This window comes from Lactococcus sp. S47, assembly GCF_016517475.1.
In the GTDB taxonomy this organism is placed as follows: domain Bacteria; phylum Bacillota; class Bacilli; order Lactobacillales; family Streptococcaceae; genus Lactococcus; species Lactococcus lactis.
In genome coordinates this window covers 303,181-319,366 of sequence record NZ_JACVUB010000001.1, presented here as the reverse complement: position 1 = coordinate 319,366, position 16,186 = coordinate 303,181, and the positions used below count along the sequence as shown (strand labels likewise).

The 16,186-nt window shown below is 32.8% G+C and carries 10 protein-coding genes; all 10 read right to left on the bottom strand.

The window, feature by feature from the left end:
• Positions 1–325: 325 nt before the first annotated feature.
• Positions 326–2,323: a ribonuclease R gene (gene rnr / locus IAE52_RS01490; RefSeq protein ID WP_033899574.1), complete on the bottom strand. Its 1,998-nt coding sequence runs from the start codon at positions 2,321–2,323 to the stop codon at positions 326–328.
• A 100-nt stretch (positions 2,324–2,423) separates the two neighbouring features.
• Positions 2,424–3,944: a MucBP domain-containing protein gene (locus IAE52_RS01485; protein WP_058206567.1), complete on the bottom strand. Its 1,521-nt coding sequence runs from the start codon at positions 3,942–3,944 to the stop codon at positions 2,424–2,426.
• A 34-nt stretch (positions 3,945–3,978) separates the two neighbouring features.
• Entirely contained in the window at positions 3,979–4,323 is a 345-nt protein-coding gene (locus IAE52_RS01480; RefSeq protein WP_021721680.1) for a helix-turn-helix transcriptional regulator, read from the bottom strand.
• Between the two features lie 807 nt (positions 4,324–5,130).
• Positions 5,131–5,760, bottom strand: a complete 630-nt coding sequence (locus IAE52_RS01475) for a K(+)-transporting ATPase subunit C (RefSeq protein WP_033899568.1) — start codon at positions 5,758–5,760, stop codon at positions 5,131–5,133.
• A 17-nt stretch (positions 5,761–5,777) separates the two neighbouring features.
• Complete coding sequence (gene kdpB, locus IAE52_RS01470) at positions 5,778–7,844, bottom strand: potassium-transporting ATPase subunit KdpB (protein ID WP_103054739.1); 2,067 nt, start codon at positions 7,842–7,844, stop codon at positions 5,778–5,780.
• Positions 7,845–7,852: 8 nt separating this feature from the next.
• Positions 7,853–9,580, bottom strand: a complete 1,728-nt coding sequence (locus IAE52_RS01465) for a potassium-transporting ATPase subunit KdpA (protein ID WP_109990881.1) — start codon at positions 9,578–9,580, stop codon at positions 7,853–7,855.
• 9 nt (positions 9,581–9,589) lie between these two features.
• Complete coding sequence (gene kdpF, locus IAE52_RS11670) at positions 9,590–9,670, bottom strand: K(+)-transporting ATPase subunit F (RefSeq protein WP_072285303.1); 81 nt, start codon at positions 9,668–9,670, stop codon at positions 9,590–9,592.
• 246 nt (positions 9,671–9,916) lie between these two features.
• On the bottom strand, positions 9,917–10,627 hold the full coding sequence (locus tag IAE52_RS01455; RefSeq protein WP_109990880.1) for a response regulator transcription factor: 711 nt from the start codon (positions 10,625–10,627) through the stop codon (positions 9,917–9,919).
• Positions 10,617–13,247 carry a sensor histidine kinase KdpD gene (locus tag IAE52_RS01450; protein WP_109990879.1) on the bottom strand — a complete coding sequence of 877 codons (2,631 nt, stop codon included), beginning with the start codon at positions 13,245–13,247 and terminating at the stop codon, positions 10,617–10,619. Before IAE52_RS01450 ends, IAE52_RS01455 begins: the two co-directional genes overlap by 11 nt.
• Before the next feature lie 287 nt (positions 13,248–13,534).
• Positions 13,535–16,003, bottom strand: a complete 2,469-nt coding sequence (locus tag IAE52_RS01445; protein ID WP_109990878.1) for a Cna B-type domain-containing protein — start codon at positions 16,001–16,003, stop codon at positions 13,535–13,537.
• Between the last annotated feature and the right edge of the window lie 183 nt (positions 16,004–16,186).

Below are 16,186 nucleotides of genomic sequence, written 5' to 3'. Positions count from 1 at the left end.
ACGCAGCTAACGCTCACATAATAATGTGAGTAAGATAGCGATGAGTGTGGTTCATCCCATTATCAGACCTTTTCTCAGCAACAAGGCTCTCTCAACTGATACCTAAGACTACTCTTTCATCTCTTGTTTGTTAATTCTTAATTATCTGAATTATAATACTTATATTTTTAAAAGTCAACATTTATTTTAACAAAATATCTATCTTGTTATTTAGCATAATAAAAATACCAGTAAATACTGGTATTTTACTCGAAAATATTTAAATTTCAATAGTTTAATTTATCTTATTAGTCCTTTATTTATTCGACATAATAGTAGACTGGCTTTATTCAGGAGCAATTTGTTCAAAATCAACTGTTCCTTTTCGTTTATTAGCAGCAATAACACGAATTTTTATTTCTTGTCCTATTTGATAGACTGTTTCTGATTTTTTTCCTGTAAAAATACTTGCTTCTTCATCAAATTCAAGTTCTTCTGTAGTCCCAGTATGTAAATTAGGTACACGAATTAAACCTTCAACTGTATTATCTAATGCAACAAAGATTCCAAATTTTTGCAGGCCTGTAATTGTACCAGTGTAAACTTCTCCAATCCGCTCTGACATATATTCTGCTTTTTTCATTGCATCAATAATTCGTTCAGTGACGACCGCACGGTGTTCCATATCAGAAGAATGGCTAGCAATTTCAGGTAAACGTTCTTTCCATTCGTCTTTAGTACGGTTAGAATGGTCAGAAGGATATAAATGTAATAAACGATGGATAATTAAATCAGGATAACGCCTAATTGGGCTTGTGAAATGCGTATAGTTAGTCGCTGCGAGCCCAAAATGTTTTGTATTTTTTTCAGAGTAAACCGCTGTTGACATCGTATGTCGAAGTTGATAAGTCAATGCCTTTTCAGAACTTGTTCCTTTAATCTCATCAGCAAAGAAATTAATGGCTTGATGAGAATCTGAATTTAAGGAAAAGCCAGCATTAGCAGCAGCTTCCATCAATTTAGCAAAAGCTTTCTCTTTAGGGTTATCGTGAACTCGATATAAGGAAGGTAGTTTTTTCTTTTGAAAATCTAGGGCAACAGTTTCATTTGCCATCAGCATAAAGGATTCAATCATTCGTTCTGCAGTATCACGATCACGTTTTACAATTTCGATTGGATGACCTTTTTCATCTAAAATAATTTTTGCTTCACTCTCGTCAAATTCAATCATTCCTCTGTCTTTTCGCATTGTTTCAAGAATTTCATGAAGTTCAACGGCTACTTTAATCGAATCGGTAATTTTATAGAAGTTTTCAAGGGCTTCTCTATGACCTTCTTGTCCTTGATGAATCATTTTATTGACATTATTATAAGTCATTCGATAAGTTGTTTTTATGACTGAAGGTGATATTTTATAACTGACAATATTACCTTTGTCATCAATTTCCATTAGACAAGACATTGTCAGTCGTTCTTGAGCTTCATTGAGTGAACACAAATTATTGGATAACTTAACAGGCAACATCGGAACAACTCGGTCAGTTACATAGACTGATGTTGCGCGTGAGTAGGCTTCTTCATCTAAAGAAGAACCCTCAGTCACATAATGACTTACGTCAGCGATATGGACTCCTAATTCAAAATGTCCATTTGATAATTTTTTAACGTGGATGGCATCATCCAAATCCTTAGAATCATCTCCATCAATGGTATAGGTAATTTCATTCCGATAATCTTCACGATCTTGCAAATCTGAATCAGTTAATTTTTCGGAAAATGCCTCAGCCTCAGCTAAAGTTTCAGAAGAGAACTCTTGTGGAATTTTCATAGCACAAAGCACTTCTAAAATATCTAGTCCTACTTCGCCTTTATGTCCAATAATACCTGTAATTTTTCCTTCAAATGTCTTGGTATCGGTTGGATATTGGGTTATTTTAAGACTTACTACATCTTCTTCTTGAACCCCTGATAAAGGTTGTTTGATATATAAAGTATCAGAAATTCGATCATTATAGAGTTCTATTCTTCCTTTGTATCCTAATGCTTTGACTTGACGATTTGACAAAGAACGGTAAGTCCCGACCGTATCAACTACGGCTCGTTCATTTATTTTAGTAATTTGTCCACTTGCACCGCGTTTTTCAGTTTTAGGATAGGTAACTTTAACGGTAACTTTATCCCCATCCATCGCAAATTTAGTATCATTTTTACCGATATAGATATCATTTGTTTTATCTGTTGAGTCTTCTGGATGAACAAATCCGAAACCTTTAGGATGTTTAGAAAATACTCCCTTACTTTCTGTTTGATTAAGTGCTGATGCTAATTCTGATAGCTGAACCATATATATTTATTTCTTCCTCCAATTGTATCTTTCTATCATAACATAATCAGTAAGCAATATTCGACTATTAATAATAAAAAGGCCTTTGATAGCCTTTTATTTATTCTTTTTTATGTCGAAATACTATAATAGTTGACCCTAAAGTTATAAGAGTGAGTCCACTAATGAAAAACAATATACTCCTTTTTTTGTTTTCACCAGTTTCAGGTAGTTTTTGGGATTTTTCAGAACTGGAGTTTTTAACTTTTGGATTAGTTTTATTTATTATTTTTGTTCCAGAATTTACTAATTCATCTTTTGGTTTTATAATATGATTTTTAGTATAAACATAAGTTATGGTCTGAATTTTATCCGTATATTTACCTTTTGAATTACCTCGAATTCCTTGAAAAGTATAACCAGAAATATTTTTTTCTTCAGTTATATAATCTTCCCCAACAGTTCCAGTTCTAACAACATCTTTTAAAATTGATTTTCCATCTGTATCTATATATTTTACAACAACTTTTCCTGTAGCAATAGGTAACTCATTTTTTTTGTATATATAAGTAACTGTTTGTGCCTTTTCTGAAAACTGACCTGATGAATTTCCTTGAACTTCTTTTAGAGTATAATCTTTAATATTTTTTTTATCAGTATAATAGTTTTCACCAATATTTCCTTGTAAAATGATATCTTCTGAAATAGGATTATTCTCTATATCTACATATCTTACTGTCACATCAGCTGCAACCACTGGATTTTTAGAATAAACATAAGTGACTGTTTGAAGCGCTTCTTTAAAATTTCCTATACTATTTTGTGGTAGTTTAGATGTGTCTAATGTGTAACCATCTAAGACCAATTTGTACTGATCTGTACTGGCGTCATAAACATCTCCTTTTGAACCACTAATAGTTTGCGGATCATGAATTTCATTTCCTTCCTCATCAACATACTTCACCATTACTCCTTTAGAATAATCTGGGTATACGAATTGGAGTTGATTTCGATCAGTAAAAAAGGGATAAGGACTATAATTTTGTAACCAGTACTCTCCGCTAAAAGGAATAAACTGTTTATTTAAATTGGAATTGCTCAATATGTAATCAGTATCAGGAGAAAGTTGAAAAGAAACCTCTATATCATTCTCTTGGTTATTTGCATCATCTGGATATACAATTGGTTTAAGAAGCTCGACCATGTAGCCTTTGAGCTGTTCTAGACTTGGTTTACTATCAGAATAGTTAATCCCATCCGTTGTATAAGTAATTTTTATGTCTCCTTTAGTTGCTTCTGGATAAGATAAAAATTTGAACCAGGATTTTCCTGATGAATCCTGATTCAAGAAAGACATTTTCCATTTATCTATTCTGCCATTATATACTGTTAGTATCTGTTTATTATAAACAACTTTATTTTTCGCTAAGTCAACGGTTGTAGGCCTAACGAAGTGATTATAAAAGTCAGAACCTATGATATAGTAATCAGAACCATCGGCAGAGACCTGTAGACTCGTACTCGAAACTGAACCTTGAGCATAAACCTTTCCAGCTCCAATTACTAACATCATTGATGCAAGCAATAATGACATTAAAAAAGTACTTATAAGTCTTTTTACCATCTTATTTTTTATTATCATAATAAATAAACTCCATACAATCTCTAAATTCTTTTTAATTGTGAGATTGTTCCTCCTTTAATTCTTGCAACATCCAGTTTTGCGAAAACTTACATATTTCAATTTTTTGATTTTTATCAAGACTTTTAAAAAGAAACTCTGCAAAATCTCTTTCTTCATGATTTTTTGAACAAATTTTATCCATCCCTAGTAAATATCTTGGTGTTACATCAAAATACTCTGCTAACTCTAATAACCGAATGGCTGATGGCATGGTTTGTGTTTTATAATTACTTAAGGCATTTCGAGAATATCCTAATTCTTTTTCGATTTGATTAAATGATTTTCCTAAATCAGTCGCTAGCTTTCTAACTCTCTTATAAAATATACTTTCTTCCATCGCTTTTCCTTTCAAAATATCAAAATCTAATTTTCAGAAAAATTAAGATTTTTCGGAAAGTACTGTGACTGTTCTGTTATACTTATATATGAACAATTCGCTTAAAACAGCATTTACAAAAATACTGAAAAAAAAAAGGTATTTAAAATAAAACAATTAAGTAAATAAAAGTCATGGTATGGGAATCGTAACGAATCATAAGTGGCATATTATGTATTTTTCAGCACAAAAAGACTCCGAAAAATCTTAATTTTTCGGAGTCTTATTATAATATGTTACGGAACATCATGATATTTAAACAACTAACTGTTTAAATACCTTATTCATCAGACTTTTTTTAATTATAAAAATGTTACATTAATTACATGTACTCTATATTATACATTTTTTTAATTTTTTTGCCAACATGTTTTATATATATGTTAATTGAACCAAACGATTTTATTCCATTTCATGTCCTAATCCATTAATTTTTTCGATAGAAATTTCAAAAATTGTTAATACTTCACTGGTATTTTTTAGCTTCTTTGAAAGGGTTCCTTAGAATAATTCTCACCAAAATATTTCTCATAAACCAGGACCGTTGATTTTCTGTTATCTAATTGTGTATTCTAAATCATTTTTGGTTTAATTTATCGCTAATTTAAAACTTCTTACTTTTTATGTTACCATCAGTAAATGCTTATTTTTAGAAGTATACAATTGGAAAGATAGTCTTAAAATCTTTCCATACTATTTTTATAAAAAGAGAATATCTAAAAAAACTATAAATCATAGTGATTTATAGTTTTTTCTTTTTTTACGTTATTAATCACTTTTTTCACTTAATTGATTGTAAATTTCAAGATTAACTTTTAATACATTGACTGTTTTTTCACCTAGAAATCCTAAAGTTTTATTTTGAGTATTTTTATCAATAATTTTTTTCAAATTATCTACGCTTATACCTGTAGACTTCGAAATTTGAGGAATTTGAATCAGGGCACTCTGTTGGCTAATGCTAGGATCAAGGCCTGAACCTGATGATGTCAATAAATCTGTAGGAATATCTTTTTTATTTATGCTCGGATTATTATTTAGAAAGTTTTGTAAATCACTCTCTACTCGTTTTTTTAGTAAGGGATTACTAGGTGATAAATTTTGTGAGCCTGAAGCCACTCCCAAATATTTACCCTCAGATTTTTCTTTTGCAGTATAAGTATTATAATTAACAGCTGAGGGACGTCCCTTCATGAACCCTTCATCAGAAAATTGTTGCCCAATTAATTCAGATCCTATCACTTTCCCCTTATTAACGATAAGACTACCATTAGCCTGATAGGGAAAGATACTTTGTCCCAGACCTGTTATGAGCAATGGATAGAAAAGACCACAAATCACTGTAAAAACCACTGTAACTAGAAAAGGTGTTTTTAATTCTTTAAATATTTTTCTCATCACTTCTCCTTTTAGCATTAAAGACCAATCATGTGCAATAACGGAGCAATGATTAAGTCAATAATTTTTATTCCAATGAATGGAGCAATAACTCCCCCTAAACCATAAACTAACATATTATGTGTCAGCATTTTATCCGAATGCTGTGGTTTATATTTTACGCCCTTCATCGCTAGAGGGATTAAAAGTGGAATGATTATTGCATTAAAAATTAATGCTGATAATATTGCACTGGAAGGCGTTGCAAGATTCATAATATTTAAAATATGAATTTGTGGAATAGCAAGCATAAACATTGCGGGAATAATCGCAAAATATTTGGCGATATCATTGGCAATAGAAAATGTTGTTAGTGCTCCTCTTGTAATTAAAAGTTGTTTACCAATCTCTACAATATCAAGAATTTTAGTCGGATCACTGTCTAAATCTACCATATTTGCTGCTTCTTTGGCCGCACTTGTCCCTGAATTCATTGCAATACCAACGTCAGCTTGTGCTAGTGCTGGTGCATCATTAGTTCCATCCCCTGTCATTGCAACAACTTTTCCATCGTTTTGTTCAACTTTTATTGCTTTGATTTTATCCTCTGGCTTACATTCAGCGATATAACTATCAACCCCAGCTTCTTGAGCAATCGTTGCGGCCGTCAAAGGATTATCACCAGTACACATAATTGTTTTAATTCCCATTTCACGTAAACGAGCAAACCGTTCTACCAATCCTGGCTTTATTGTATCTTTTAAATAGATAACTCCCAGAATCTTTGAATCTTCTGAAACTACCAATGGGGTGCCGCCTACCGAAGATATTTCATCGGTAATTCTCTTCAAATCATTAGGAACTCCCCCTCCTTGTTGTTGAATATAATCAATCACAGCATCTGTTGCTCCTTTGCGAATTGTCTTTCCTGTCGGAAAATCAACTCCACTCATTCTTGTTTGAGCGGTGAACTCTACAAAAGTCATTTCAGCTGGAGTCATAAAGTCCTTATCTTCTTGTTCTTCTGCTAATCTAATAATAGACTTGCCTTCTGGTGTTTCATCTTTCAATGAAGTTAAAACAGCATTTTCTGTCAATTCTTCTAAAGAAACACCGTTTACTGGAAGAAATTTTGCGGCCATTCTATTACCAAATGTAATTGTTCCCGTTTTATCTAAAATCATAGTATCCACATCACCACTGGCTTCAACTGCTTTACCAGACATTGCAATCACATTAAAACGTGTCACTCTATCCATTCCAGCGATCCCAATTGCCGATAGTAAGCCACCAATTGTTGTTGGAATTAAGCAGACCGTTAAGGCAATGAGTGTCGTTACACTTAACTTCACATGAACAAAAGAAGCAATGGGGTAGAGTGTCACAATAACTATTAAGAAAATAATAGTTAAACTCACAAGTAGAGTATTTAATGCTATTTCATTTGGCGTTTTTTTCCGTGAGGCTCCTTCAACAAGAGAAATCATTTTATCAAGAAATGATTCTCCTGAACTAGAAGTGATTTTTATCTTGAGCCAGTCGCTTGAAACAGTTGTTCCTCCTGTTACTGAGGCAAAGTCACCACCAGATTCTTTTACAACAGGAGCAGATTCTCCTGTTATTGCCGATTCATCGACGGAAGCAATTCCTTCAATCACTTCTCCATCACTTGGTATCAATTCACCTGCTTTAACTAGAACTAAATCATCTTTTTTTAACTCAATTGCATCAATAATAGTTTCCTTAATCTGATTAGTAGCTTTATCTTTATTAATAATTCTTGCTTTCATATTTTTTTGCGTTTTTTTCAAGCTCTCCGCCTGAGCTTTTCCTCTGCCTTCAGCGACAGATTCTGCAAAATTAGCAAAAAGAATTGTTAAGAATAAGATTAAAGTCACAATTATATTATAAATTTGACTTGACGATTGAACTGTCCCAAATAAGTTAGGAAAAATAGATAGAATTAATGTAATAGTAAATCCAACCTCAACGACAAACATGACTGGATTTTTCATCATATATGCTGGATTAAGTTTGATAAAAGCTCCTTTGATAGAACTTTTTAGAATCTCTTGATTCAATAGTTTTTTATTTTTAGAAATCATCATAAGCCTCATAATGTTAAAGATTCAGCGATTGGTCCAAGAACCAAAACTGGTAAAAATGTTAATGCTGATATTACAATCACTATTACAAATAGAACGACGGTGAAAGTTCCACTATCTGTTTTAAGTGAACCTACAGAATTATTTACCGACCTTTTCATCATTAATGATGAAGCAATCGCAAGTTGAATAATTAAAATGAGATATCGGCCTAAAAATATAGCAACTCCTGTCGTAATATTCCAAAAAGCGGTATTATCTTTTAACCCCTCAAAACCCGAACCGTTGTTCGCCGCCGAAGATGTATACTGATAAACAATTTGCGATAAACCGTGAAAACCAGGATTGGATACTCCAGCAATACCCGCGGAAACAGAAACGGCTAGTGCCGTAAAACTTAAAATAATTAAAGGGTGTATGATAATTGCTAGAGCAGTCAATTTCATTTCTTTTCCTTCAATTTTTTTCCCTAAGTAAACAGGAGTTCGGCCAATCATTAAACCACAGATGAATACTGTCAAAAGAACGTAGAGAATCATATTCATTAATCCAACGCCTTTTCCTCCAAAAACAAGATTAAGCATCATATTAATCATGGCAATACCACCACTTAATGGTGCCAGACTATCATGCATGTTATTTACAGAACCTGTTGTGAAAGCAGTAGTAATTTCGGTAAATAAAGCTGACATATTTGTGCCAAATCTAGTTTCTTTCCCTTCCATGTTACCCATAGCTTGACTTAAGCCTAGGTGCTGTAAAATAGGATTACCTTTGGACTCAGCCCAAATAATTATTGTAAGCCCGATTAAAAATAAAACACTCATCACGATAAATAATGGTCGAGCCTCTTTTCCTAAGAAAAATCTTCTTTTACTTTTTAATTGAGAATTTAATAATTTATTTTCTTGATGACTATCTGAAACCATATATCCAAACGCAAATAATATCGAACCAGGTAATAACATCATTGATAGCATTTCAATTATATTTGTAATAATATTTGGATTTTCAAAGGGCATTGCTGAATTTGCTGCAAAAAAGCCGCCGCCATTTGTTCCCAAATGTTTGATGATTTCAAGTGCTGCCACTGGGCCTAGAGCAATATCTTGCATTTTCCCTTCAAGGGTTGTAATTGTTAAATTATGTACTAATGTCTGAGGAACGCCTTGTGATATCAATAATAAAGCGCCAATAATAGAAAATGGAAGTAATACACGAGTAATCACTCGTACAAAATCATAATAGAAATTTTCCATATCTTTGTATTTTCCAGACAGTCCTCGAATGAAAGCCATTGAGGCTGCAAAACCAGAAGCTGCTGATGTAAACATCATAAAGGTAATGACAATCATTTGACTCATATAGGAAAGGGCAGACTCTCCAGAATAGTTTTGTAAGTTAGTATTAGTGATAAATGAAATTACTGTATTAAAACTTAGACTTTGCTCCATTGCCCCAATGTGGTTAGGATTTAGAAAGGGAATTTCTTGAATTCTCAAAATTAAATAACCAATAAAAACCATTACAGCATTTGTTAATACTAGAGATAGCGCGTATTTTTTCCAAGTCATGGGCTGTTTTTTCATAGCAATCAATTTATATATAAAGCCATCAAATTTATCCATGACCGGATCTGCAAAGGTCTTTTGATCTGTTGCTATGTGATAAAGGTATTTACCTGTAGGTATCATTAATAATATGGCCACTGCCAATACGAAAATAATTTGTAACATCTGTTCCCCCTAAAACCTCTCTGGATAAATCAGAGCATAAAAGAGATAAATCGCCAATAACATGATAATAATCCCTAAAATAATAAACATTTTAAAAACTTCTTTCTAAATTTCTTTAATTTGCTTGTCACACCAAGCTATTAGAGCCAGAATTAGTAGAAAACTTACTACTAATCCTCCAAGCATCAATAAATCCATCAAAATATTTTCCTCCTCCTTGATGTTGAAATTATTTTAACACTTGAAAAATAAAAAGAGTGTAAAGATTGGGTTGTTCGTATAAAGATAATCTAAAGATTCTCATAAAAAAAGTACTGACGAATCTGTCAGTACTTTTTAGTCAATTTTTATCATTCGATAGCCGACACCAATATGTGTCTGTATCATCTTTGGATAATTGGAATCAAGTTCAATCTTCTTACGTAGCGTATTTGCAAATACTCTAAGTGCTGAAAAATCTTCCTCATAATACCCCCAAATTTCTTTGACAAGATAGTTGTAGGTCATCACCCGGTCCAAATTTTCTGCTAATAAACAAAGAAGTTTGTACTCAATAGGAGTGAGATGTATCTCTTTTTCATTTACAAAAACACACTTTGATAAATAATTTATTTTCAACCAGCCATTAGTAAAAGTTGTTACTTCTGTCAGTAAATTTTGATTATTCCCAGAAAACTTAGCTCTTCTCAAACTTACCCTAAGTCGAGCCAAAAGTTCATCAGTACTAAATGGTTTTGTCAAATAATCATCCGCACCAGCATCTAAAGCTGCTATTTTATCAGCATCTTCTCCTCTGGCGCTGACTACGATAATTGGAAGTTGAGAGAATCCACGAACTTTAGAAATAATCTCTTTTCCGTCCATATCCGGTAAGCCTAAATCTAAAATTAGTAAATCTGGGCGCTGAGAGATAATTTTTCTTAACGCTTCCTTTCCATTTTGAACGGCTACATAAGTATAGTCTTCAACCTCCATTGTCAAAGATAAGAGTTTATTAATTGACAAATCATCTTCACAAATCAATATTTTTATATCATCATTGTTCATCAGAAATTAAAACCTCCTCTAAAGGTAATTTGAAACCAATAATTGCTCCATTTGGCTGATTATCTTTAACATAAATTTGTCCTCCATGTGCTAAAATAATACTTTTACACAAAGAAAGTCCTAAACCTAAACCACGCTTAGAATCAACTTGCCGATTTTCGTCAGTATAAAATAAATCAAATATTTTTTCTTTGGCTTTATCAGTAATCCCAGGCCCATTATCAGAAACTTCAAGAACTAACTCATCATTAATTTTTTTGGTTTGTAGTTCTATTTTAGAATTAATTTGTGTATATTTCACTGCATTATTAATCAAGTTTACAATCACTTGTATCATAAGAGCCACATCCATTTTTGCCATTAAGAGTTCGTCGGCTAAATTTAAACTAAATTCATGCTGTTCCAAATGCCTGTCTACATGTTTAAGGGCTTCTTCAACTACTTCATCAATAATATTTGCTTCCAACTTTAATTCTATTTTTTCATCCAATCTTGTGATAGATAAAAGATTTTCAACTAAATTAATCAACCACATTGAATCATCATAGATATAAGCTGATAATTCTTGAATTTGAAGTTTATTTATTGTGCTATCATTTTTCATCAGTAATTTTGCATGTCCAGAAATACTAGTAAGTGGAGTTCTTAAATCATGTGAAATAGCACGTAACAAATTTACACGTAACTGTTCTTGCTCAATTTGAATTTCGTTTTTTTGTTGGACTTCTCGAAGAATTTCTTTTTCTAAAGCTAATCCTGCTTCACCTAATATAGCCAGAATTATAGATTTTTCAAATGTTTCCAACTCATTTTTGTCCTTCATTAGGATACCAATCACCGCAAAAGATTGATTTTTCCCACGAATTGACAAATATAAGTAATTAGCAGCTGATAATGTATTGGTCGTTGCTCCTGCACGTTTATTATTGTGCATTACCCACTCAGCTACACCTCTCTCATTAAAATTCTGGTATTTTTCTAAATTATACTTAGAAGACTCAGTTGAAAAATATGATTCATCTCCTAAAACTTTATCTTTGATTGGATAAATCACAATATCTCGATCAAGTAATTTTTTTAACTGTTGAACTGTTGCTTCTAGAATTTCTACTACCGAATCAACCTGTGCTAAATCTTTATTCGTTTGTAAAAGTACTTCTGTTCGATATGATTTTTCCGCAGAGACTCGAACTTGTTCTTGAATTCTTTTGATTAATGTCGACGTAATTAATCCAGCAGCCAACATAATTAAGAAAGTAATTGGATAATTAGAGCTAAAGGCTACAAAAGTGTAATAAGGTTCTGTGAAAAAATAATTAAAGCAAAGTACAGATAAGACTGAGGAAATGAGACTAAAAATTCTTCCTTTTGTAAAAATAGCATTAATCTGAACTCCTAAAATATAAAGCATAATTATATTAGCAACATTGAAGTTCCAGTATTTGAAGGCTAACCCACACGAAGTGACAAGAGCTAGCATCAGTATTGTTTTCAATAAATCACTTAATGAAAACCGGATTTTTTTAAAATTATACAAAGTTCCAGAAGTATTTTTTTGTTGTCCCCTTGCATTTGGAATGACATAGATATCAAGCTCTGGCGCTTCCAGACTTATAAGATCTACAATATTTTCCCTACTCCAAAATGAACTTTGTACACTTTTACCAATTACCAACTTTGATATTTGACTAATTTTAGCATATTCGACAATTTGCTTAGAAACATTATCTCCATAAAGGACAGATAGTTTTGCGCCTAACTGTTCAGCCAAACGTAAATTCTGTCTCAGTCTATCTTTTTCTTCTTTGGAAGAATTTTCTAAATCACCGATATATAATGCCGTAAATTCTGCTTTAAATGCAACTGCAAGTCTCGCAGCTGCATGAATAACATGAGAGGCTGAGGGTGAAGCTGAAACACATACTAAAACATGTTCTTTTGCATAAATACTTTTTTTATTTTGAGCTTTACGAATAGCGCTCTTATTGACTTGGTCAGCAGTTTTTCGTAAAGCAATTTCCCGAAGGGCGATAAGTTTTTCTAATGTAAAAAAATTTTCTTTTGCTTGATTTACTTTGTTTAACTGATAAATTTTTCCTTTATCTAGTCGTTCTAATAAATCAACGGGTTCAATATCAATTAGCTCAATTTGATCAGCCTCTTCAAATATGTAATCAGGAATTTTTTCATTTACAATAATCCCAGTTATTTTTTCAATTACATCATTTAGACCTTCAAGATGCTGAATATTTATTGTTGTAAAAACATCTATTCCTGCTTTCAAAAGTTCTTCAATATCTTGAAATCTCTTCTTATTTCTTGAACCATGGCAATTTGTGTGGGCTAATTCATCAACTAGGATAACCTGAGGTCTACGAATCAAAGCTTCTTCTAAATTGAACTCTTTTAATTGAATTCCTTTATAATTTATTTTTTTTAAAGGTAAGGTTTCGAGCCCTTCAATTAATTTTGAGGTCTCTGGTCGATTATGAGGTTCAATGTAGCCTGAAACAACATCAATTCCAGATTTCTGAACCTCACGCGCCCCTTCGAGCATAGCAAATGTTTTTCCAACACCAGCAGCATAGCCAAAATATATCTTTAGTTTTCCCTTTTTCATTGATTGCCTCTAAATTTTCTTGTCCATATTATAGCATAAAAAAACGTAGTCCATTAATGACATAAACTTTCTAACCCTTCCAATTTTACAATCTTCAAAATAATTCAATTTTGAAATTTCTGCTTAGTTAAAGAAACAAGACTTGGCCTCACAACTAAGTATACTTTAATTTTTCAACAAAAAAACTCTATTTTCATAGTATCTTCAGATTCCATGAAAATAGAGTTTTTTTGCTTTTAACAGAACTGGCCAGAATTTATATAATGCTTTGGTTCTTTTTTAGTTTATCATTTTTTTCTTTCTTGTTTATGCTTCACTAACAATACAACTCCAAATAGTAATGCGGCACCAACAAGTATCAACCAAAATCCTGAATATTGCCCCACCACAGGGAGATTTTCTGTGGTTTCTTTTTTAGCATCGTTGTGTGCTTCTTCTGAATGATTTGAGTTACCATCATTATTATTAGTAGGTTCGTTGTCACCGTCATTATTAATGTTGTTGTTGTCCTCCTCCTCTTCTTCAGGATTAGGCTCTTCCTTCACAAATTTATTAATCAAAGTAATTTTATTATTTTCTTGAATTTGATCAACTTGATAATGCTTAGGTACGTCAATTTCTTTAATTGAATATAAAATATCATTGCCCAGTTCATCTCTTATGGCTAAATCGGTAAATTCCCAAGTCCATTTTTCACTGACTCCAATAGTGACTGGATTCCCTTGCAACTTATTATTTGCCAATAGTTGAATTGTAATTGTTTCTGGTCTGATAGATTCATAGCCCTTATCATCCCAATCTTTATTAACAATCAAGCTCATTTTTTCTACTTCAATAGCTGTATTGACAATATCTCGTCCTATAACTTGTGACTCATAGCGATATTTATAGTCAGTTGATAACTCTTCTTTTAAGAAATACTGAATTCCTTGTTCAACTCCTTCTATCTCCTCCATTCCATGCAAGTGAGAGAAAGTATATTCCCAGTTCTTATTTGAATTTGTCTCTTGTGTCACAAAATCATTAGAATTTACTTGTCCATAAAAGCTTTGATAACCGGTTGCTAATTCATTGAATTGAACCTGACGTTCTTGCTCACCATCTTTTCTCCATAGTTGAACTGTGATATGAGCTGGTCGTGAAGTAATATTTCCATCATCCAACCAGATTTTTTCGCCCGAAATGGTAAGTGGGTTTTGAATCTTATTAGAAAGTTTAAATTGAATTTCTGAATCATTTTCGTCATTTAATCTTTGGCTTGTTGACTCATAACCAGCTACGGGAATTTCTGTCACGTCATAGAAAATTTCACGCCCTTCGTTATTATATTTTGGTAGATTATCATAAACATAGGTCCAATTATCTGTAGCTCTTATTTCTATTGGGGTCTTATAAGGAAGTCGAACTTCTTCTTTATTATTCGTTGCTTTAAGATTTGCCCAAATTTGAACTTCAATGGTATCGGGCCTTAGACCGTTTATATCGCTCTCATCTTCCCAAATTTTATCGATTGTCAATCTTTTTACCGCTGAGTATTCAAAAGAATCAAATCTAAATTGTTGAAGATTACGAAAGGCACCTGTTGATGCAGATACAGCTAAAGCTAGCGAATCAGATGAATCAATTTCTTTTTGACCAATTAAATCATAAACAATGCCATCTTCCGTCAATGTTCCTGATGAGATTGGATTAGTTGTTATGCCATGGAGCAAATAAATGCTAAGCGTTCCTTTTCCTGAATCTCCAGGTTTATAATCATAGATGACATTTTGAAAACCTGTGGTGTTATCTTTAGTTGAACCACTTAGTAAATCATCATTAGCATCATACCCATAATCGGAAGTTAATCTTCTACTTTCCCCTTGTACAGGGTTGCCGTCGGTATCATCACCAATTTCACCACGGCGACTTATACCTGAATTTTGTAGTATCTTACTTGTGTCTAGCCAAGCAACTTGATTCCAATCGGCTACACCAAATCCTGCACCAGTTGCAAAAGGTACCGTTCGGCCTGAATTCAAAAGGGGAGTGTTGGCCGGAGTAGGTTCAGTTGTCGTCTCGATAAAAGATCCGAAAGGGTTACCTTGGTGAGGTGCTTTACTTCCAGGATCCTCTTCCCAGCCTAAGCGATGGTTGTCATCACCATTACTTTGCTGCGCAGTATTCCAGTAGGTATCAAACTTATAACCAATCGCACCTTTAAGACCGCCAATCCCCATGTTAGCCCCTGTAAAACCAACCTTTCCTACTTCTTCAGGATGAAAAGCAAAACCTATCCCGTCCGCACCTCCACTTGGAGTTCCTCCATTTTCGCCAGCATCTTCTTTATCTCTCCAGTCTTCATCAGTTCTATCTCCCAAATAAATAGCGCCTTTAAGTTTAAAAGGTTGTTCTGTTGAAATTCGATTATTAAGCGTGAAATTGCCTGACCAGTCATTTCGATTAGGGGTTAAGGTGATAATTCCTGTTTCTTCATCATATCTAGCTTTCGTTTCGTCATCAGTTAGTGCAGGACCAAAAGGATTAAAAGCTCCACCGACTTGATAACGCATGCCAACAGTACCTGATAAAGTAAAATTATCATTGAAATCACTCCTAGTAAGTGTTGTAGCTCCCGTATCAACATCAGTTGAATTAACAGTAACTACTTCTTCAGCATTAGTCTGTTTAGTTTGAACTGATAGCAATGTTAGTAAGCTAATAAATATTAGACCAATTAGAGAGACTATTACAGTTCCTTTTTTGTTTAGAATCATTCTTCACCTGCTTTCTATTTTGTATTTAATTTATTACTGCACCTGCATCGTTGTATTCGTTTTCATTATATCATTAATTATTTTTGCCCCAAAATAATATCCTAAGTACATTATCCGATATTTTTAATACCGATTATTCTTTGGCAAAACTTTATTAATAATTATTTAAACCTTTTTATTTCA

What these genes read in the sequence shown, in the direction of transcription:
- IAE52_RS01455 (WP_109990880.1), bottom strand. Translation starts at nt 10,627, where the DNA reads ATGAACAATGATGATATAAAAATATTGATTTGTGAAGATGATTTGTCA.
- IAE52_RS01445 (WP_109990878.1), bottom strand. Translation starts at nt 16,003, where the DNA reads ATGATTCTAAACAAAAAAGGAACTGTAATAGTCTCTCTAATTGGTCTA.
- IAE52_RS01480 (WP_021721680.1), bottom strand. Translation starts at nt 4,323, where the DNA reads ATGGAAGAAAGTATATTTTATAAGAGAGTTAGAAAGCTAGCGACTGAT.
- IAE52_RS01485 (WP_058206567.1), bottom strand. Translation starts at nt 3,944, where the DNA reads ATGATAATAAAAAATAAGATGGTAAAAAGACTTATAAGTACTTTTTTA.
- IAE52_RS01465 (WP_109990881.1), bottom strand. Translation starts at nt 9,580, where the DNA reads ATGTTACAAATTATTTTCGTATTGGCAGTGGCCATATTATTAATGATA.
- kdpB (WP_103054739.1), bottom strand. Translation starts at nt 7,844, where the DNA reads ATGATTTCTAAAAATAAAAAACTATTGAATCAAGAGATTCTAAAAAGT.
- IAE52_RS01475 (WP_033899568.1), bottom strand. Translation starts at nt 5,760, where the DNA reads ATGAGAAAAATATTTAAAGAATTAAAAACACCTTTTCTAGTTACAGTG.
- rnr (WP_033899574.1), bottom strand. Translation starts at nt 2,323, where the DNA reads ATGGTTCAGCTATCAGAATTAGCATCAGCACTTAATCAAACAGAAAGT.
- IAE52_RS01450 (WP_109990879.1), bottom strand. Translation starts at nt 13,247, where the DNA reads ATGAAAAAGGGAAAACTAAAGATATATTTTGGCTATGCTGCTGGTGTT.
- kdpF (WP_072285303.1), bottom strand. Translation starts at nt 9,670, where the DNA reads ATGTTTATTATTTTAGGGATTATTATCATGTTATTGGCGATTTATCTC.